The organism is Nocardia anaemiae NBRC 100462, assembly GCF_001612725.1.
GTDB lineage: Bacteria > Actinomycetota > Actinomycetes > Mycobacteriales > Mycobacteriaceae > Nocardia > Nocardia anaemiae.
The window spans coordinates 111,655-131,628 of the sequence record NZ_BDAZ01000014.1; the positions used below are offsets into that span (position 1 = coordinate 111,655).

Genomic DNA, 19,974 nt, shown 5'->3' on the forward strand with positions numbered 1-19,974 from the left:
TGTTGGCGTGGCGGCCCGTTCCGAGCGCGAGAGATGACAACATAGTACTTATGAAGCCGAAGATTCTGGTCGTCGACGACGATATGGCACTCGCTGAGATGCTGACGATCGTCTTGCGCGGGGAAGGGTTCGACCCGCATGTGGTCGGCGACGGCACGCAGGCGCTGGCGGCGGTTCGGGAGATTCGTCCCGATCTGGTGCTGCTCGACCTGATGCTGCCGGGCATGAACGGTATCGACGTATGCCGGGTGCTGCGGGCCGACTCCGGAGTTCCGATCGTGATGCTCACGGCGAAGACCGATACGGTCGACGTCGTGCTCGGTCTGGAGTCCGGAGCCGACGATTACATCGTCAAGCCCTTCAAGCCGAAGGAACTCGTCGCCCGGGTGCGTGCCCGCCTACGACGCACCGAGGAAGAGCCCGCCGAGCTGCTCTCCATCGCCGATATCGTCATCGATGTGCCCGCGCACAAGGTGACCCGCGGCGGTGCGCAGATCTCGCTGACGCCGCTGGAGTTCGATCTGCTCGTCGCGCTGGCCCGCAAGCCGCGCCAGGTCTTCACCCGTGAAGTACTGCTCGAACAGGTCTGGGGCTACCGGCACGCGGCCGATACCCGCCTGGTGAACGTGCACGTACAGCGGTTGCGCGCGAAGGTCGAGAAGGATCCGGAGAATCCGGAGATCGTGCTGACCGTCCGGGGTGTTGGCTACAAGGCCGGACCGCCGTGAGCGAGCGCAGCGAGCGAACGAGAAGGCACAGCCGAGCACTCGCTCGTGGCGGAGCCGAGCGCCAGCGAGGCGCAGCCATGAGCGAGCGAAGCGAGCGAACCAAAGACACAGCGTTCGCGAGAACGGCGCAGCCGAGCGCCAGCGAGGCGAAGCCGTGATCGGTGGCGATGCGGATCGTTCGACTGCCTCGCCCGGTCTGGTGCAGCGTCTCGAACGATCCCTCGCGCCGGTGGTCGCTTGGCTCAAGGAGGTCGGCAGCGCCCTCGGCCATGTTTGGCGGCGTTCGCTGCAGTTGCGCGTCATCGTGTCCACACTCACCCTGTCGCTGATCGTCATCACGATCCTGGGTGTGGTGCTGACCAGTCAGATCACCGATCGATTGATCGACGCGAAGATCAACGGCGCGGTCGAGGAGATGGATCGCGCCCGCAATACGGTGGAGAGCCAGCTGGCCGGTGTGCACGATATCGGCACCCAGCAGCAGCGTCTGATCGATGCCCGCAATGCGCTGTCCAACCGCGGTGGGACCGGCCAATCCACCGGTGTGGCAGGCAGTTTCGATTCGGCGCTGAGCATTGTCGGCGGTACGCCGCAGCAGCAGATCTCGACCGGGCCGATCCAGGAGGTGCCCGAGGAACTGCGCCGGTTCGTCGCGCGCAACCAGGTCAGCTACCAGTTCGCCACGGTCGCGGATCCGGACGGCTACCACGGCCGGGCGCTGATCATCGGCAGCCCGAGCGCGGAGATCCCGACGCTGCAGATCTACCTGATCTTTCCGCTGGCCAATGAGGAGCGCAGCCTGTCGCTGATGCGCGGCACCATGATGATCGGCGGCATCGTGCTGTTGGTGCTGTTGGCCGCGATCACCGCACTGGTCACCCGGCAGGTGGTGCTGCCGATCCGCTCGGCCGCGCGGATCGCGGGCCGCTTCGCCGACGGCAGGCTCAAGGAACGCATGCTGGTGCGCGGCGAGGACGATATGGCGCGGCTGGCCCAAGCCTTCAACGAGATGGCCGAGAGTCTGTCCAACCAGATCAACGAGTTGGCGGAGTTCGGAAATCTGCAGCGCCGCTTCACCTCCGATGTCAGCCACGAGCTGCGCACCCCGTTGACCACCGTCCGGATGGCCGCGGATCTCATCCACGGCAGCAGCGACGATCTCGATCCAGCGCTGGCCCGCAGCTCCGAACTGCTGGTCACCGAACTCGACCGCTTCGAGGGTCTGCTCAACGATCTGCTCGAGATCAGCCGCCACGATGCCGGTGTGGCCGAACTGCAGATCGAATCGCTGGACGTGCGGATGTGCGCGCGGGCGGCGATCTCCACCGTGCGGCATCTGGCCAAGGAATCCGGTGTCGAGGTGGTCATCGACATGCCGGATGAGCCGCTGGTCGCCGAGGTCGATCCGCGCCGGGTGGAGCGGGTGCTGCGCAATCTGCTGGCCAATGCGATCGACCACAGCGAGGGCAAGCCGGTGCTGATCCGGATGCGCGGTGATGTCGAGGCCAATGCGGTCGCGGTCATCGTGCGCGATCAGGGTGTGGGCCTGCGTCCTGGTGAGGAGAAGTTGGTCTTCAACCGGTTCTGGCGCTCGGATCCGTCCCGGATGCGGCGCTCCGGCGGCACCGGGCTCGGTCTGTCGATCAGCGTCGAGGACGCGAATCTGCACGAGGGCAAACTCGAGGCGTGGGGCGAGCTCGGTATCGGCGCGAGCTTCCGGCTCACCCTGCCGCTGGTGCGCGGCAAGAAGATGGGTGCGAGCCCGCTGCCGCTGGAACCGGTGCTGCGCAAGGCATTGCCCGCGCCGCGGGTCGGTCCGGAACCGGCCGGGGATCCCGACACCGATGGGACGGAAACCGAAGCGACGGTCACGGACTTGTCGATGATCCGCGTCGAGACCAACGGTGGCGAATCGGTCCCGAGCGAAACCGATCCGGTCGCGGCGGATGTCGACGCGGCGGATGCGAGCGACTCGAACGGCGTCGGTTCGATCGGATCCGTACCCATCAACGGCACCGGACCGGAGGCCGAGGAAACCGAATCCACCGAACCGAAGCAGACCGGGCACAGCGTGCCGGGTGACGGCGGAGACGTACAGTCATGAGGATGCGTAGCTGGTATCCGAGGCGCACAACGCTGCGGCTGTCCGTGCTCGGCGCGGCTGCCGTGGCCGCGCTGTTGGTGCTCACCGGGTGCGCGAGCCTGCCGGAATCCTCCGCTCCGCAGGCACTCGGCACCATCAATCGCCAGCCCACCTCCGACGGTCCGCCGCCGCCCATCGGCGGTCGCGACCCGGACCTGCTGCTGCGCGATTTTCTGCAGGCCACCGCCGATCCGGCCAACCGGCATGCGGCCGCACGGCAGTACATGACACAGTCGGCGGCGTCCCAGTGGGACGACAGGGCGGGCACGCTGATCGTGGATAGGGCCGATACCCTGCGCGAATCGCGTTCGGGCGATAAGGCGACCTATGTGATCCGGGCGCACAAGGTCGGCGAGCTGGCCGCCGACGGCGCCTATCGGGCCATCGACGCTCCCTTGGAAAACAAGATCGAAATGTCCAAGGTCGACGGTGAATGGCGCATCGATGAGCTGCCCGACGGCGTGGTGATGGAGCAGACCGCCTTCGCCAAGTCCTACCGCCGCTACGTCCTGTACTTCGTCGACCCGACCGGCACCACTGTCGTGCCGGATCTGCGCTGGATTTCGGTGGCCAAGAATCAGCTGGCCCAGCGCCTGCTCGGTCTGCTGGCCGAGGGGACCCAGCCCGCGCTCGCCTCGGTCGTGCGCAATGAGCTCGCACCACCGGTGAGCCTGCGTGGCCCGATAACCAAACCGAACAACGACAACAACGATGTCGGTGTCGGGCTCGGCGGGGTGCGCATCGACTTCGCCGGTGCTTCCGGGCTGTCCCCGCGCGATAAGGAGCTGTTGGCCGGACAGGTGGTGCTCACGCTCGCGGGCGCGGAAATCCTCGGCCCGTACATGCTGCTCGCCGACGGCAAACCGTTCGACGACCGCTTCGCCGCCAATGGATGGTCGGTCGCCGATGTCGAACAGCTGAGCCCAGCTGTCTACGCGCGCAACCAGATCGGGCTGCACGCACTGCGCAACGGCTCGCTGGTGCAGGTCGCCGACAGCGGGATGGTCACCCCGCCCGGCTACTTCGGCGCGGTGAACAATCTGCAGTCGGTAGGGCTCTCCCCGGACGGTCAATTGGTCGCCGCGGTCGCCGACGCCGGGCGTCCGCCACCGGAGCCGCCGCGCACATTGATGGTCGGCAGCTACGGCGGTAACGCCTTCCCGGTCGCGGAGGGCTCCACCATCAGCCGACCGTCCTGGAATGCCGACGGCACCGCCGCCTGGGCGGTGATAGATGGCGAGCGGGTCATCCGCGCGGTTACCGATCGCGCCACCGGAAACGTCTCGGTACAGGACGTGGATATCTCGGCGCTGATGGCCTCGGCACAGGGATCGCCGCTGCGACTGCCGATCACCGAGTTGCGGATCTCGCGCACCGGCGTGCGCGCGGCGCTCATCGCCGACGGCAAGGTCTATGTGGCCGTGGTCGAACGACGCCCGGACGGCAAATACGCGCTCACCTCACCGGTCCAACTAGCGCTCACACTCAGCACACGGGCGGTGTCGTTGAGCTGGCTCACCGCGGAAACCATCGTCATCGCGCGGGAGGGCAATGTCGATCCGCTGACGACTGTCTCGATCGACGGATCGCAGCCGACGCCGCAGATCAGCCAGAATCTGACCGCACCCGTTCGGGTGGTCAGTGCCTCTTCGGAAGCCGAATACGTGGGAGATTCGCGCGCGGTGTTGCAACTCCAATACAGCGAGCAGACCTCCGACCGGTTCTGGCGCGAGGTGCCCGGCCTCAATGGCGACAACTCCGTCCCGGTGCTTCCCGGCTGATCTTCGGCACCGAAACGAGTACCGCGACACCGGCATTCGCGAATCTGTCGGTGGGTGGGCGCAGACTCGGGCGATGCGAACCCTGGTGGATCTGATCCTGGCCAACGCCTGTGCCGGATGCGGTGCGGTCGGGGTGGGCTGGTGTGCGGACTGTGCCGCGACCCTGCGGCGGCCGCCGATGCGGGTGCGGCCGCGCACCGATCCGGGCGTGCCGTGCTGGGCGCTCGCGGCGTATGCGGGTCCGGCGCGGCGGGCGGTGCTCGCGGCGAAGGAGCACGGGCGTCGTGATCTGGCCGAGCCATTGGGGCTGGCGCTTGCCGACGGTCTGGCGCGGCTGCGCGATGACCGGCGGCCGCTGATATTGATCCCGGCACCGAGTCGGCGGGCGGCCGCGCGCCGCCGTGGCGGGGATCCGGTGCTGCGCACGACGTGGGCGGCGGCGCGGTGGCTGCCCGATAGCCGGGTGATACCGATGTTGCGGGTGTGGTGGGGTGTGCGCGATTCGGTGGGCTTGACAGTCGGTGAGCGCCAACACAATCTGCGCGGTCGGATCATGGCTCGGCCCGGTGCCGGAGCCGGGTCCGAAATCGCGGCGAATGCCGAGGTTGTACTGGTCGACGATGTGCTCACGACCGGCGCTACGGCCCGCGAATCGGTGCGTGCACTCGACCGGATAGCGGTGCCGGTACGTGCGGTGTTGGTGACGTGTTCGGCTTGACTCCGGGAAATTTGCGTGAACAGTGGCGGACCGCCCGTCGACGTACTAGCGTCGCGATCACACACCCGAACCGGGAGTTTGGAGGTGGCGCCTCGGACATCATGTGCCGAGAGATTGTCTATCGGCACGGCTCATCCCGCCGCACGCACGCTGGTCTGTGCGGCCATATCCGGGAGGTACGCGTGACGACTTCTTCACGACCTTCAGTGAAAGACGCCCTCGCTGTGAAAGAAACACAGGCCTCGGTGCTGGATGAAAGCACCCTGGATGCGACAGAGCAAACCACAGCGGACCGACCTCGCGCGCCGCGCGGCGATGTCGTGGTGAAGGGCCGCAATGTGGAGGTTCCCGACCATTTCCGAATTTACGTCGCGGAGAAACTCTCCCGTGTCGAACGCTTCGATCCGTCGATATTCATCTTCGATGTGGAGTTGTTCCACGAACGCAATCGTCGTCAGCGCAAAGCCTGCCAACGCGTCGAGATCACCGCACGCGGTAAGGGCCCGGTCGTCCGGGCGGAGGCATGTGCGGACAGCTTCTACGCTGCCCTCGAATCGGTGACCGCGAAGCTGGAGAGCCGACTGCGTCGGACCAAAGATCGCCGCCGCGTCCATTACGGGGACAAGACCCCGGTGTCGGTGGCCGAGGCGACCGCCGATCTGATCGATGACTCACTGTTCGCACAGGCTGAGGGCGCCACCGCCCACGAGCATCCCGAGGCCGAACGCGGTCGGCCCGAAACCGAGCCCGCGGATTACGCGGCCGGGCCCGGCCATATCGTCCGAACCAAGGTCCATTCCGCGACCCCGATGTCGGTCGACGATGCCCTCTACCAGATGGAGCTGGTCGGCCACGACTTCTTCCTCTTCCAAGACAAAGAGACCGATCGACCGTCGGTCGTCTACCGTCGCCACGCATTCGACTACGGCCTGATCCGGCTCGCGTAGTACCGCCCTTACCCTTGTTCTCCGGGCATTCAGCAGATGAGCTGAATGCCCGGAGAACATTGTTATGTGGCTGCGCGGCAACTGATTTCGTCAGCGGGTGACTCATCGGGCACGCCCGAACCTCGGCGAGGCTATCGACCGCCGGTCCGCGACGACGCTCCCCGGCCTGAGGTTCGGGGAGGTGGGGGAGAAGAAGGTTCTCGGTCTACGGTCGCCGGACCGGTTGATCCGTGCGATGGATGAGCGCGGTCAGCGTGGCGAGATCGACATCGGATCCGCGCAGCGCGATGCTGGCGACATTGGCATCGCGCATGGTGGCCAGCAATTCGAGTTCCCGATCGATCGCGGCCGCCGCCGCGCCCGTGGTGGTCAGATAGTCGGCGCTCACGCCGAAGCACTGTGCGATGGCGGTGAGCAGGTCGGATCCGACCGGCGCGGAATCGAATTCGCCGCGCCGCAGCCGGTCGAGCTGGTCCGCCGCAACGGTGCGGCCCAGTTGCGCGCCGACCTGTTCGGCCACCGCGGCCGTCGTGCGCTCGGGCTCCGAGCGCGGGTGCACGGTCGCGAATAGTCGATTCACCTTGTGGCTGAGCGTCAGTCGCGCTCGGTTCATCGCATCGTCGGTCATCTGTACTGCCCTCTACTGCTTGCCGTTTCGAATCGATGCCGCGCCGGGATTGGCCGCCAGCCAGCGTGCGCGGAAGCGGCCCTCGGTACCGGCGTCCACATCCTCCGCGCGTCCGGCTAGCCAGCGCCGATAGCGGCGTTCCTCCAGGTCGGCGGGATCGCTGGACTCGGCGGGCACATCGAGCAGATGTGCGAACGCCATCGCGACCAAGGGGTGCAGGGTTTTGCCGGGTCCGCCGTTGCGTTCCAGCATCGCGGTGGCGTAGCGCGCGGACAGCCGCGAGACGACCCCGTTGAGCTCCGAGATGGCCGACACCACATGGGGTTCGGTGGTCCGGCCGCGCTCGACCGCATCATTGAGCCGACCGGCTGCGGCGAGCAGTCCGGTCAGGTCGGAGAGTTCGAAGCGGATCGAATCGGGTCCGGAGACGATCGACTCGTCGGTGCTCGGGGTGTGCGGCGCGACCTCGCGCGCGGTCGGATCGCCGCCCGCATAGGTGCGCGCCGCACTGCCGGGCAGCCAGCGCAGCGGCGCGTCGAGTTTGTTCAGGGTGTGCGTGCTGATGGTCGCATCGCCGTCTTCGATCTTGCGGATCGTCGGCGCCGAGGGCCCTCCCAGATCGCCGATCTGCATCTGGGTGAGGCCGAGTTCGTCCCGGCGTTCCTTGATGATTCGGCCGAAGCGCTTATGTCGCGACAGCTCCGAAGGGCTTTGCATAGTGAGCCTCATGCTAGGGCTTTTTGGGACAAAAGCCAACTTCATAGAAAAGATTTGAAAAACTAATAGAAAGATTGCTACTGTTTCCTCGCGCCGAGCGTGTGTCGACGTCGACCTAGCGAGTTCCGGGACGAGCAGGGGCGTTCGCCGGGACGGGCGCTGCTCATCCGCCTCCCGGGTCTTTTGCCACGGGTGCCCCGACAGCGTCGTCGTGGGCGGCGGTTGAGTGCCGGACTCGCTTTCGGGCGTGCCCGATGAGTTACCGATGTGCTTGTGAAATCAGGGCACAGCGGTCGGTTGAGAATGCCCGGCTCAGCGGCGATGGAGGGGATCGCTGAGCCGGGTCCTCCCGGGTCTGGACCTCGAACTTACTTCCGAGTAAGTTTGTGGGTCAGATCTCTCGAGGAGGAAATCCCGTGGCTACCAGTGCTGCTCGCCGTGCCGTCATCGTTTCCGGTGCGCGGACGCCCTTCGTCAAGGCGTTCAGCGAATACACGCGGATGGATTCGATCGCGCTGGCCGATGCCGCGGTGCGTGGGTTGCTGGAGCGGACCGGGCTGCCCGGTGCGCAGGTGCAGGCGATCGTGTGGGGTGGGGTGATTCTGCCGAGTGCCGCGCCGAATATCGCGCGGGAGATCGCCCTGGATCTCGGTCTCGACCCCGGGTGTGAGGGCTACACGGTGACGCGCGCGTGCGCCTCCGGACTTCAGGCGATCACCTCGGCGGTGGCGGCGATCGAGCGCGGCGAATACGACATCATGATCGCCGGTGGCAGCGATTCGACCAGCAATGCCGAGGTGAAGTTGCCGCAGAAGCTGGTGCATGCCGGTGCGCCGCTGGCACTGGGCAAGCCGAAGCCGAAGGACTATCTCGCGGCGGCGCGCCGGCTCGCGCCCTTCACCGATCTGCTGCCGAGCCGACCGAAAATCGCCGAACGCACCACGGGTGAGGTGATGGGGGAGTCGGCCGAGAAGATGGCCCGCATCCACGGGATAAGTCGGGCGGATCAGGACGAATTCGCGGCGCGCTCACACCACCGGGCCGCCGCGGCGATCGACTCCGGCCGCTTCGACGACGAGGTGCTGCGGGTGCGCACTCCGGACGGCGCGGATGTCACGCGCGACGGAATTGTGCGCGCGAATACCAGTGTCGAGAAGTTGGCGAAGCTGAAGCCGGTCTTCGCCAGCGACGGCAGCGTGACCGCGGGCAATGCCAGCCCACTCACCGACGGCGCGTCCGCGGTGCTGCTGATGAGCGAGGAGCGGGCGCATGCCCTCGGCTACCGTCCGCTGGCCGCCTTCCGCTCCTGGAGCTACGTCAGCGTCGATCCCACCGATCAGGTGCTGATCGGTCCGGCCATCTCCATGCCGCGCGCCCTCGACAAGGCCGGAATGTCGCTCGGCGATGTCGATTTCGTCGATATCCACGAGGCCTTCGCGGCCCAGACACTGTCTGTCCTGGCTGCGCTGAACAGCGACGAATGGGCCAAGACCCGTCTCGATCGCGATACCGCGGTCGGCGAGGTCGATATGGACAAGCTAAATGTGCACGGCGGTTCGCTTTCCCTCGGACATCCGTTCGGCGCGACCGGCGCACGCATGGTCACCACCATGGCCAACGAGTTGGCCCGCACCGGAAAGAACACCGCCCTGCTCGGCATCTGCGCCGCAGGCGGCATCGGCGCATCGGCGGTCCTGGAACGAGTCTGACCGCCAGGCGCTCCCCGCTCCGGATCCGGTTGCGTCAGGACATATTGGCTGTCGCATAAGCAGTGGTGGCCTCGCACAGGCTATAGGTTGTGCGAGGTAGTCAAAACCTTTGCGGCAGTGGGGGTCAGGCGCGGAAGGTTTCTTGGTGGACGGCTTCGGTTAGGGGGCGGCGGGTGCGCCAGCCGAAGCGTTCGAGGTCGGGTACGTGTTGGAATTCGTGTACCGGGCCTATGCAGAGCCAGGCGACGGGGCGGATGTGGTCGGGTAGGCCGACCAGGTCGGTCAGGAATTCGGGGTCGTAGAAGGAGACCCAGCCGACGCCGATGTGCTCGGCGGTGGCGGCCAGCCAGAGGTTCTGGATGGCGAGGACCGCCGAGTAGATGCCGGTTTCGGGGATGGTGGCGCGGCCGAGGACCTGCGGGCCGCCGCGGTCGTGGTCGTAGGTGACCACGATGCCGGTGCCGCTCTCGGTAATGCCTTCGATCTTGATCGGCTCGAAGGTCGCCGCCCGCTCCGGCGGCAGGGCGTCCCGGAACTCGATCCGCTTCTGCGCGACGTGGTCCGCGAACTTCCGCAGCGTCGCCTCCTCGCGCACCACCACGAAGTCCCACGGCTGTGAGTTGCCGACACTGGGCGCGCGATGTGCGGCGTCGAGAATCCGCCAGAGCGTCGCATCATCGACGAGGTCACCGGTGAACTCGGCCCGTACATCGCGCCGCATCCGGATGGCCTCGTAAACGCTCAGATCTTCAGCACACACGCCATCAGTCAACCAGCCGCAACCGGCGCTCCTGCCGAGGCCCAGGGGTACTGCCAGCGCGCTGTGCCCGGATTCGATATGCCCATCGAAAGGCGAAGGCGCCCACGGGCTTCCGTGGGCGCCTTCGACGACATCCGAGCTGAGGCGATCGTGGCCGCCACGAAGGAAATCCCGTCCCGGGACAGCCACCCGAACTCGCGTCAGCCGACGGCCGCGGCCCGACGGGCGAACCGGCGGCGGCCATCCTGCAGCGCGGTGCGCAGCCCGCGACGCTTACCGCTCACCGGGTCGAAGCTCGGCATAGTGGCGCCGTCGAATTTGCGCTCCGAGGCGGTCTCGGGGGCGTCGTCGGGGGTCGCGCGCAGGTACTTGTTCGGCAGTGCCAGCTTCAGGATGGTGCGCCAGGCCTTGAAGTACTGGACCGGAAGCGAGCCGGTGGTGTAGGGCAGGTCGTACTTCTCGGCCAGCGCGCGCACCCGCACCGCGATATCGGCGTAGCGGTTGCTCGGCAGATCCGGGAACAGGTGGTGTTCGATCTGATGGCTCAGATTGCCGGTCATGAAGTGCATGACCGGACCGCCGGAGATATTGGCGCTGCCCAGCATCTGGCGCAGATACCACTGGCCCTTGGATTCGCCATCGATATCGGCCTTGGTGAATTTCTCCGCGCCGTCGGGGAAGTGGCCGCAGAAGATGACCGCATTGGTCCAGACATTGCGGATGATATTGGCGGTCAGGTTCGCGGTGAGCGTCGAGAAGAAGGCGGGCCCGGTGAGCAGCGGGAACAGCAGGTAATCCTTGCCGACCTGCTTGCCGATCTTGACCAGCACCTCGCGGCGCTTGACCTCGAATGCCGCCCGCTCCGGCGAGCCCTCCTTCAGCCGGTGCACCTTGCCCAGCTCCAGATGCTGGATCGCGACGCCGTATTCGAAGAACAGCTGCAGCACCAGGTTGTAGACCGGATTGCCGATATTGAACGGCTTCCACCGCTGATCCCGGGTGACGCGCAGCAGACCGTAGCCGATGTCGTCGTCCATGCCGAGCACATTGGTGTACTTGTGGTGCAGGTAGTTGTGCGTCTGCTTCCAGTGCTTGGACGGGCCGGTGTTATCCCATTCCCAGGTGCTGGAGTGGACTTCCGGATCGTTCATCCAGTCCCACTGCCCGTGCATGACGTTGTGCCCGATCTCCATATTCTCGATGATCTTGGCCGTGCTGAGCAGGGCCACACCGGCGAGCCAGGCGGGCGGCAGGAAACTGGCGAACAGCACCGCGCGGCCGCTGATCTCGAGCGCACGCTGCAGGCGGATGACATTGCGGATATACCGCGCGTCCCGAGCACCGCGCGTGGACTCGATATCGCGCCGGATCGCGTCGAACTCCGCACCGAGCGCCTCCACATCGGCCTCGGTGAGGTGCGCGTATTCCTTGACATCCGAGATCGCCATGGGGCTACAGTACCGTAAGTTACGAGACCGTAGGTTGCGAGCAGCGGCTCCGAGCTGTGGCAAATCCCCCATTGCGAATGTGACCGGGGGATGCTAGCTCATCGGCGGCGTCGGATACGCCGGATCGCCCGCTCCCGCATGGCCTTTCGCTGCAGTGTCGCCTTCTCCTGACGTGCCTTTTCCTGCAGCGTCACCTTGGCCTCGCGCAGCACTTCCTTCTCGTGCCGAGCTTTTTCCCGCAGCACCACCTTGGCCTCGTTGAGCGCCGAACGCAGGCCGCGACGCTTACCGGTCTCGGGGTCGACGGGCAGCCAGTGCGTCTCGTTCCACTTGTCGGCCCAGCGCTCGGCATTCGGCATCGACGGCATGGCGGGCAGTGAGACGCCCGCGAACTTGCGCTCCGAGGAGGTCTCCGGTGCGTCATCGGCGGTGCGCTTGAGAAAGCGGTCCGGCAGTGCGAGCTTGTGGATGGTCCGGAAGGCCAGCAGGTATTGCTTGCCGAGCGAGCCGGTGGTGTAGGGCAGGTCGTACTTGTCGCACAGTTCGCGGACCCGCTCGGCGATTTCCGGATACCGGTTGCTCGGCAGGTCGGGGAACAGGTGATGTTCGATCTGGTAGCAGAGGTTGCCGCTCATGAAGGCCATCGCGGGTCCGGCCTTGAAATTGGCGCTGCCCAGCATCTGGCGCAGATACCATTCGCCGCTGGTCTCGCCCTCGAGCTGTTCGATGGTGAATTTCTCCGCGCCGTCGGGGAAGTGGCCGCAGAAGATCACCGCGTAGGCCCAGAGGTTGCGCACCAGATTGGCGGTCGCGTTCGCCTTCAGCGTCGATGTGAACGCCGGTCCGGTGAGCGCGGGGTAGATCAGGAAGTCCTTGGCCACCTGACGGCCGATCTTGCGACCGAACTCCCTGTTCGGCTCCGACATCAGCTGTTTGGGCGGCGTGCCGAGGAGCTCCTTCTCGATGCTCCAGTCGTGCAGCGCGATACCCCATTCGAAGGTGGCCGCGAGCAGGATATTGGCCAGCGGCTGGATCAGATGGATCGGCCGCCACTGCTCGTCGCGGGTCATCCGCAGGATGCCGAAGCCGAGGTCCTCGTCCTTGCCGAGCACATTGGTGTAGGTGTGGTGCGAATAGTTGTGCGCCCGCCGCCACTGCGCCGAGGGGCCGGTCATATCCCACTCCCAAGTGCTGGAGTGGATTTCCGGATCGTTCATCCAGTCCCACTGCCCGTGGCTGATGTTGTGCCCGAGCTCCATGTTCTCGATGATCTTGGCGACCGAAAGCAGTGCCGTTCCGGTCAGCCAGGCCCACCGATTGCGGCTGCCGAACAGCACGCCGCGCGCGAGCACTTCCAGGCCGCGCTGCACCGCGATGGTGCGCCGGATGTACTTGGCATCACGCTCGCCGCGAGACAGCTCGACGGAGCGGCGGATGGAATCGAGTTCCTGCCCCAGTGTTTCGATGTCGGCCGCCGTGAGATGAGCGAACGCCTTGATATCGGTGATGGCCACCGGGGTCCTTTCCCTGACTGGATGTACCTCGAGGGTACCTGTCGGATCCCCCCGACGGGTTGTCTGCGAGTGTCGCTGTCTCAGACGTCGAGGGTGCAGTCGCCCGCGGCGGCCGAGATGCAGGTCTGCACCTTGTCGCCCTCGCGGCGCTCATCGCCATTGCGCAGATCGCGGGTATGTCCGGAAGCCAGTGTGACGACGCAGGTTTGGCAGATGCCCATCCGGCAGCCGAACGGCATCTGCACACCGGCGGATTCGCCCGCCTCCAGCAGACTGGTCGCGCCATCGACCTCGACAGTGCGACCGGTCTTGCCGAATGTCACGGTGCCACCCTCGCCGACGGCGGAGCGCTCGATCTCGAAGCGCTCGACATGCAGCCGGTCGCTGATGCCCGCCGCACGCCAGTGCTGTTCGATCTCGTCCAGCATGGCGGCCGGACCGCAGGCCCAGGTCTGGCGCGCACGCCAATCCGGGAACTGTTCGTCCAATGTGGTCAGGGAGAACCGCCCCTGCTCATCGGTGAGGTGCAGATGCGAGGAGAAGCTGGGGTGGCGATCGTGCAGATCACGCAGTTCGGCGCCGAACATCACATCGTCGCGGGTGCGCGCCGAGTGCACATGCACGACATCGGTGACCACATCGCGGCGATCCAGCGCGCGCAGCATGGCCATGACCGGGGTGATACCGCTACCCGCGGTGAGGAACAGCACCTTTTCCGGCGGCGGCGACGGCAGCACGAAACCGCCCTGCGGTGCGGCCAGCCGGACGATGGTGCCCGCGGCGACCCCGCTGACAAGGTGGCTGGACAGGAAGCCCTCGGGCATCGCCTTGACCGCGATGGAGATCAGGCGCTTGCCACGGTGTTCCGGATCGGTCCAGTTCGGCGGGCAGGTCAGCGAGTACGAGCGCCAGTGCCAGCGGCCGTCGACCAGGATGCCGATGCCGATGTACTGACCCGGCTCGTATTTCCAGTCGAAGCCCCACCCGGGCTTGATGACCAGGGTGGCCGAATCGGCGGTTTCCTTGCGCACCTCGACAATTCGGCCGCGCAGCTCACGCGCCGACCACAGCGGATTCGCCAGGTGCAGATAGTCGTCGGGCAGCAGTGGCGTGGTGACGCGGGCGACGGCGCCGCGCAGCACGTTCAGCCGTCCACCGCGTTCGGCGACTTCCGCCGCCGGAGCCTCCAGCCACTCCCGGACCGTGCGCACCGAGAGTGCCGCTTTTTTCAAGACCATTGCCGTCGTTCGTCTCCCTGTCGTCGCGACCGGTGAGGCCGCCTCGCAGCCAGGTTACGGCATCGTAGGTTCGTACGGGATGCTGAGGCTGGTGCTACACCTCGCTGGCGCTCGGTTCCGCCGTGCCTCGGAGGGCGCTGTGTTTTGGTTCACTCGCTGGCGCTCGGCTCACAGCAATTCGAGCAGGAACGGCAGCTCCTGGGCGGCGTACCAGGCCAGCTGATGGTCCTCGGCATCCCCGAGCACGAATTCGGCATCGGCGTCGCCGAGGTCGGCGGCATCGACGACATCGACCGCCTTGGCCACCTCGGGTTCGGCCTCGGCCAGGTCGACGTGCACCGAGGCGATTCGGTCATAGCCGATCGGTCCGGCCAATCGGACCACCGCGTCGTCGAGGTCGGGGCGCAACTTCGCGCCGGTCACATCGGCGGCGATGACCGCACGCCGATAGACCGGGCTGTGGTAGGTGGTGGCCGGATCGTCGGCGTCCTCGTCCTCGTCGTCGGCCGCCTCGGTGGCCTCCTCGCGCTCGGCGGCCAGCAGGCGCAGCGCGGCCCGCGCGGCCTCGGCCATCGCCACTTCGGCCAATTCGTCGTCGTCACCGGAGGCGTAGGCCTCGCGCAGGGTCGGCGTGACCGCGAAGGCGGTGCCGCCTGCCGGGCGCAGTTCCCGGTTCGCGACGAGCTCGCGCAGCATCGGCACGGTGGCGGGGATATAGACCCGCATGGTGTTCTCAGACGCAGGCACCGAGCATCTCCTCCATGGACTCGTGCACCGACGCGGCCAGCACGCCGATATCGGCCATCGCGTCGCGATCGGCGTTGAGTCCGTAGAAGACGCGTCCGTCATAGGACGTGATCCCGATGCTCGAGGCCTGGTTGCGCAGCAGCGGCGACACCGGATACATCTCCAGCATCCGCGCGCCGCCGATATACATCGGGGTCTGCGGACCCGGTGCGTTGGTGATCACCAGATTGAACGTGTGCTCTGCGAACGTACTCGCCGCCCGCACACTCATCGCATGCAGGCTGGCCGGAGCGAAGCCGGACAGATGCACCAGGGTGCGCGCCCGCACCCCGCGCCGATGCCTGCTATTGGCCTCGGTGGCATGGGAGATGTGGGAAAGGCGCATCACCGGATTCGGTTCGCCGACCGGCAGATCGATCAGGAACGAGGAGACCTCGCTGGTCGGTTTCAGCTGGTCGTCGATGCCTTCGACGTAGACCGACATGGGCACCACCGCGCGCAGCACGGTCGATTCGGTGAGCGCCTCACCGCGCGAGAGCAGCCAATTGCGCAGCGCCCCGGTGACGACGGCCAGGATCGTATCGTTGATCGAGCATCCGAACCGCTTGCGGATCTTGCGGTAGTCGTCCAGATCCGTGCGCACCACATCGAAGCGGCGATTGCGCGAGGTCTTGGCGTTGAGCGGACTGTCAGGTGCGCCGACGGCGGCCGCGCGCACGGCCGAAACCATCGAATCCACCGCCTTGCCCGCGGCCTCGACCACGGAGAACGCGTGCGCGCTCGCGTCGCGGGCCACCTCGAGCGCTTCGCGCGGCTGCGCGGCCAACTGGGCCAGCGCGCCGATCATCAGTTCCATTTCGTTGGGTTCGCGCGGAGCCACCCAGGCGTCGTCGGCGATACCGCGCGGTGACGCGCTGACATCGAGGATGACGTGCCCGATCTCGAGTGCGGTCTCCCCGTCGACCAGCGCCGAATGGGTTTTGGTGAAGATCGCGGACCGGCCCTCCGCCAGGCCCTCGATGAAATACATCTCCCACAGCGGGCGGCTCTGGTCGAGCGGTCGCGACGCCAGCCGAGCCACCAGATCGTGTAGTTGGCAGTCGGTGCCCGGAGCGGGCAGTGCGGAGCGGCGGATGTGATAGGTGATATCGAAATGGCTGTCCTCCACCCAGACCGGGCGGCCGAGCGCGAATGGGATTTCGCGCACCTTCCTGCGATAGCGGGGGACAAGGGAAAGCCTGCTCTCCACCAGATCGACCAGTCCGTCGTAGTCGAGTGCCGTTTCCCCCTGTGCGGAATCGCTACCTCGGACGATCGCGAGAGAGCCGATATGGATCGGATTGCTGCTCGACTCGAGCCGATAGAACGACGCGTCCTGCGGCGTCAATCTCGTGATCACGCTGCCCGGTGCTCCTTCCGATGTGGCTCCCACCCGAGCCGTCTCACCGCCCATTGTGGTCGCCCACAACGGTTCGTCCTGCCCCCTGTGGCATATCCAGCGATATTCCCGCATCCCTTTACCCACGCCGTGGTTCCGTGGAAGGCTGCATTGTTCGAGACCGGAGGAACTCGATTCGCTCACATTAATCGGGGTGCCGTATCACGGATGCCTTTTGAGCCGCGCTGCCCCTTGGTGTCGTCATGTGCCGTCGGATAAAGGGTCGCCCCTGGTAGAGAGGGCTCGTGGCGTCCGGCACGACGAACGACTTACATCGTATGACACCGACGCTGAAACAGGTTCCGGTCCATCGGATTCCCACCCGCTCCGACGTGCGCCACACGGGTACGGTGAAAAGAAACGGCTGCCGCCTCGGCGGCAGCGGCGGATGCGGCGCTATGTCGCTGGTCATGGGCACCTACCATGGGTGCCGCATTACCATGAAGCGTGCTGCGGATTCCGCCATGCTCGGCGGGGGCCATGTGCACACTGCCCGCCCCGGGTGACGGCCGAACATTTGACACACCGACCAGAGGACTGACGAGACCCGTGCCTGCGCTGACACTGACGAGGTTGCTACGGATTGGTGAGGGACGCACGGTCAAGCGGCTCGCCCACCTCGCGGATGAGGTCCTCGCGCTCGGGCCCGAGTTCGAGGAGCTCACCGACCACGAGCTGCGCGCCAAGACCGACGAGTTCAAGGACCGCTACGCGGACGGCGAAACGCTGGACGATCTGCTATTGGAGGCGTTCGCGGTGGCCCGTGAGGCGTCCTGGCGGGTGCTGAACCAGAAGCACTACAAGGTGCAGATCATGGGTGGCGCGGCGCTGCACCTCGGCAATATCGCCGAGATGAAGACCGGTGAGGGCAAGACCCTGACCTGTGTGCTGCCCGCCTACCTCAACGCCATCTCCGGCGACGGCGTGCACGTGGTCACGGTCAACGACTACCTGGCCAAGCGCGATGCCGAGTGGATGGGCCGTGTGCACCGCTTCCTCGGGCTGAGCGTCGGCGTGATCCTGTCGGGTATGACCCCGGCCGAGCGTCGCGAGTCCTACAACTCCGACATCACCTACGGCACCAACAACGAATTCGGCTTCGACTACCTGCGCGACAATATGACCCATTCGCTGGACGATCTGGTCCAGCGCGGGCACAACTTCGCCGTGGTCGACGAGGTCGACTCCATCCTCATCGACGAGGCCCGCACCCCGCTGATCATCTCGGGTCCGGCCGACGCCTCCTCGAAGTGGTACGCCGAATTCGCCCGCATCGCACCGCTGTTGAAGAAGGACCTGCACTACGAGGTCGACATCAAGAAGCGCACCATCGGTGTGCACGAGGCGGGCGTGGAGTTCGTCGAGGATCAGCTCGGCATCGACAACCTCTACGAGGCGGCCAATTCGCCGCTGGTGAGCTATCTGAACAACGCCATCAAGGCCAAGGAGCTCTACCACCGGGACAAGGACTACATCGTCCGCGACGGCGAGGTCATCATCGTCGACGAATTCACCGGCCGCATCCTGGTCGGGCGCCGCTACAACGAGGGCATGCACCAGGCGATCGAGGCCAAGGAAGGCGTCGAGATCCAGCCGGAGAACCAGACTCTGGCCACCATCACGCTGCAGAACTACTTCCGCCTCTACGACAAGCTTTCCGGTATGACCGGTACCGCCGAGACCGAGGCCGCCGAGTTGCACCAGATCTACAGCCTGGGCGTGGTCCCGATCCCGACGAACAAGCCGATGATCCGCGCGGACCAGTCCGATCTGATCTACAAGACCGAAGAGGCCAAATTTGCGGCCGTGGTCGACGATGTCACCGAGCGGCACGAGAAGGGCCAACCGGTGCTGATCGGTACCACCAGCGTCGAGCGCTCGGAGTACCTGTCCAAGCAGTTCACCAAGCGCGGCATCGCGCACAACGTGCTGAACGCGAAGTTCCACGAGAAGGAAGCCGAGATCATCGCCGAGGCCGGTCGGCCGGGCGCGGTCACGGTCGCGACGAATATGGCCGGTCGTGGTACCGACGTCGTGCTGGGCGGTAACCCGGACATCATCACCGACATCATCCTGCGCAAGGAGGGGCTGGATCCGGTGGAGACGCCGGAGGAGTACCAGGCCGCCTGGTTGCCGACGCTGGAGCGGATCAAGGAGCAGACCGCCGAGGACGCCGATGCGGTGCGCGACGCGGGTGGTCTGTACGTGCTCGGTACCGAGCGGCACGAATCGCGGCGCATCGATAACCAGCTGCGCGGTCGTTCCGGTCGTCAGGGTGACCCGGGCGAGTCCCGGTTCTACCTGTCGCTGGGTGACGAGTTGATGCGGCGCTTCAACGGCGCCGCGCTCGAGGCCATCATGACCAGGCTCAACCTGCCCGATGATGTGCCGATCGAGGCGAAGATGGTCTCCAAGGCCATCAAGAGCGCGCAGACCCAGGTCGAGCAGCAGAACTTCGAGATCCGTAAGAACGTGCTCAAGTACGACGAGGTGATGAACCAGCAGCGCACCATCATCTACGGCGAGCGCAATCGGATCCTGCGCGGTGAGGATATGGAGGGCCAGGTCCAGGAGATGATCACCGACGTGATCACCGCCTATGTGGACGGCGCCACCGCCGAGGGTTACGTCGAGGACTGGGATCTGGACAAGCTGTGGACCGCGCTGAAGACGCTGTACCCGGTGAGCCTTGACTACAAGGAGCTGACCGGTGAGACCGGTATCGGCGAGGCGGGCGACCTGACCAAGGAAGAACTGATCGAAGCGCTGCTCGATGACGCGCACGACGCCTACGAGAAGCGCGAACAGCAGATCGATGGTCTGGCCGGTGCGGGTTCGATGCGCAATCTCGAACGCCAGGTACTGCTTTCGGTACTGGACCGCAAGTGGCGCGAGCACCTCTACGAGATGGATTACCTCAAGGAGGGCATCGGCCTGCGTGCCATGGCGCAGCGCGATCCGCTGGTCGAATACCAGCGCGAGGGCTTCGATATGTTCGCCGCGATGCTCGATGGCCTGAAGGAGGAGTCGGTCGGCTTCCTGTTCAACCTGCAGGTCGAGGTGCAGCAGCCGCAGCCCGAGGGGGTCGCGGTCGATCCGGGCCTGCGCTCGCCGGTCGGCGCCGCGCCGCAGCCACTGCCGACCCAGCAGGCCCCGGTCGCCAATGGTGCGCCCGCGGCCTTGCGCGCCAAGGGTATCGGTGATTCCCGGGCCAACAACGGCTTCCACTACTCGGGTCCGGACGAGGGCGGTCACGCGGCGGTGCACAGTGACGCCGAGGAGTACGGCGACGGCGGCACTCGCCGTGAGCGCCGCGAGGCGGCCCGCGCGCAGGCCAAGCCGAAGCGCGCACCGAAGTCGCGTCGTAGGCACTGATCGAGCCCCGAAGGCGCCCATCGACCGCGTGGTCCATGGGCGCCTTCGTCGTCCGCGAAGCGGCCACGACGGGTGATGCGGCG

General features: G+C 66.1%; 15 protein-coding genes. 7 read left to right on the forward strand and 8 right to left on the reverse strand.

Annotated elements, in window-relative coordinates:
• The first annotated feature begins 50 nt into the window (after positions 1 to 50).
• The 5 genes from mtrA to hpf all read left to right on the forward strand — a co-directional run bounded on the left by mtrA (position 51) and on the right by hpf (position 6,317).
• On the forward strand, positions 51 to 728 hold the full coding sequence (gene mtrA, locus NA5_RS09820) for an MtrAB system response regulator MtrA (protein WP_062984230.1): 678 nt from the start codon (positions 51 to 53) through the stop codon (positions 726 to 728).
• 229 nt (positions 729 to 957) lie between these two features.
• Positions 958 to 2,832, forward strand: a complete 1,875-nt coding sequence (gene mtrB / locus NA5_RS09825; RefSeq protein ID WP_245672177.1) for an MtrAB system histidine kinase MtrB — start codon at positions 958 to 960, stop codon at positions 2,830 to 2,832.
• Positions 2,833 to 2,834: 2 nt separating this feature from the next.
• Positions 2,835 to 4,652 (forward strand): MtrAB system accessory lipoprotein LpqB, encoded by a 1,818-nt coding sequence (gene lpqB, locus NA5_RS09830; protein WP_157110307.1) that lies wholly within the window; start codon positions 2,835 to 2,837, stop codon positions 4,650 to 4,652.
• 73 nt (positions 4,653 to 4,725) lie between these two features.
• Positions 4,726 to 5,370 carry a ComF family protein gene (locus tag NA5_RS09835; RefSeq protein ID WP_062984235.1) on the forward strand — a complete coding sequence of 215 codons (645 nt, stop codon included), beginning with the start codon at positions 4,726 to 4,728 and terminating at the stop codon, positions 5,368 to 5,370.
• Between the two features lie 245 nt (positions 5,371 to 5,615).
• On the forward strand, positions 5,616 to 6,317 hold the full coding sequence (gene hpf / locus NA5_RS09840; RefSeq protein WP_157110312.1) for a ribosome hibernation-promoting factor, HPF/YfiA family: 702 nt from the start codon (positions 5,616 to 5,618) through the stop codon (positions 6,315 to 6,317).
• Between the two features lie 205 nt (positions 6,318 to 6,522).
• Here the strand turns inward: hpf and NA5_RS09845 are convergent, their stop codons facing one another.
• Together NA5_RS09845 and NA5_RS09850 are read right to left on the reverse strand one after the other, a co-directional pair.
• Positions 6,523 to 6,945, reverse strand: a complete 423-nt coding sequence (locus NA5_RS09845) for a hypothetical protein (RefSeq protein WP_062984239.1) — start codon at positions 6,943 to 6,945, stop codon at positions 6,523 to 6,525.
• A 12-nt stretch (positions 6,946 to 6,957) separates the two neighbouring features.
• Entirely contained in the window at positions 6,958 to 7,662 is a 705-nt protein-coding gene (locus NA5_RS09850) for a helix-turn-helix domain-containing protein (protein WP_062984241.1), read from the reverse strand.
• Between the two features lie 416 nt (positions 7,663 to 8,078).
• On the opposite strand from NA5_RS09850, the gene NA5_RS09855 reads away from it, so the two are divergent.
• Entirely contained in the window at positions 8,079 to 9,371 is a 1,293-nt protein-coding gene (locus NA5_RS09855) for an acetyl-CoA C-acyltransferase (protein WP_062984243.1), read from the forward strand.
• A 124-nt stretch (positions 9,372 to 9,495) separates the two neighbouring features.
• Here NA5_RS09855 and bluB read toward each other — a convergent pair whose 3' ends face one another.
• The 6 genes from bluB to NA5_RS09885 all read right to left on the reverse strand — a co-directional run bounded on the left by bluB (position 9,496) and on the right by NA5_RS09885 (position 16,477).
• Positions 9,496 to 10,131, reverse strand: coding sequence for a 5,6-dimethylbenzimidazole synthase (gene bluB / locus NA5_RS09860; protein ID WP_157110309.1), 636 nt, complete (start codon positions 10,129 to 10,131; stop codon positions 9,496 to 9,498).
• A 200-nt stretch (positions 10,132 to 10,331) separates the two neighbouring features.
• Complete coding sequence (locus NA5_RS09865) at positions 10,332 to 11,579, reverse strand: fatty acid desaturase family protein (protein WP_062984246.1); 1,248 nt, start codon at positions 11,577 to 11,579, stop codon at positions 10,332 to 10,334.
• Positions 11,580 to 11,677: 98 nt separating this feature from the next.
• Complete coding sequence (locus tag NA5_RS09870) at positions 11,678 to 13,093, reverse strand: fatty acid desaturase family protein (protein ID WP_062984248.1); 1,416 nt, start codon at positions 13,091 to 13,093, stop codon at positions 11,678 to 11,680.
• Between the two features lie 80 nt (positions 13,094 to 13,173).
• Positions 13,174 to 14,331 carry a ferredoxin reductase gene (locus NA5_RS09875; RefSeq protein WP_062984250.1) on the reverse strand — a complete coding sequence of 386 codons (1,158 nt, stop codon included), beginning with the start codon at positions 14,329 to 14,331 and terminating at the stop codon, positions 13,174 to 13,176.
• 168 nt (positions 14,332 to 14,499) lie between these two features.
• A complete protein-coding gene (locus NA5_RS09880; RefSeq protein WP_062984252.1) occupies positions 14,500 to 15,057 on the reverse strand; it encodes a DUF6912 family protein in 558 nt (185 codons plus the stop codon).
• Positions 15,058 to 15,064: 7 nt separating this feature from the next.
• On the reverse strand, positions 15,065 to 16,477 hold the full coding sequence (locus NA5_RS09885; protein ID WP_157110310.1) for a WS/DGAT/MGAT family O-acyltransferase: 1,413 nt from the start codon (positions 16,475 to 16,477) through the stop codon (positions 15,065 to 15,067).
• 588 nt (positions 16,478 to 17,065) lie between these two features.
• Between NA5_RS09885 and secA the strand changes: the two genes are divergently transcribed.
• On the forward strand, positions 17,066 to 19,891 hold the full coding sequence (secA, locus tag NA5_RS09890; protein ID WP_062984254.1) for a preprotein translocase subunit SecA: 2,826 nt from the start codon (positions 17,066 to 17,068) through the stop codon (positions 19,889 to 19,891).
• Positions 19,892 to 19,974 lie beyond the last annotated feature (83 nt).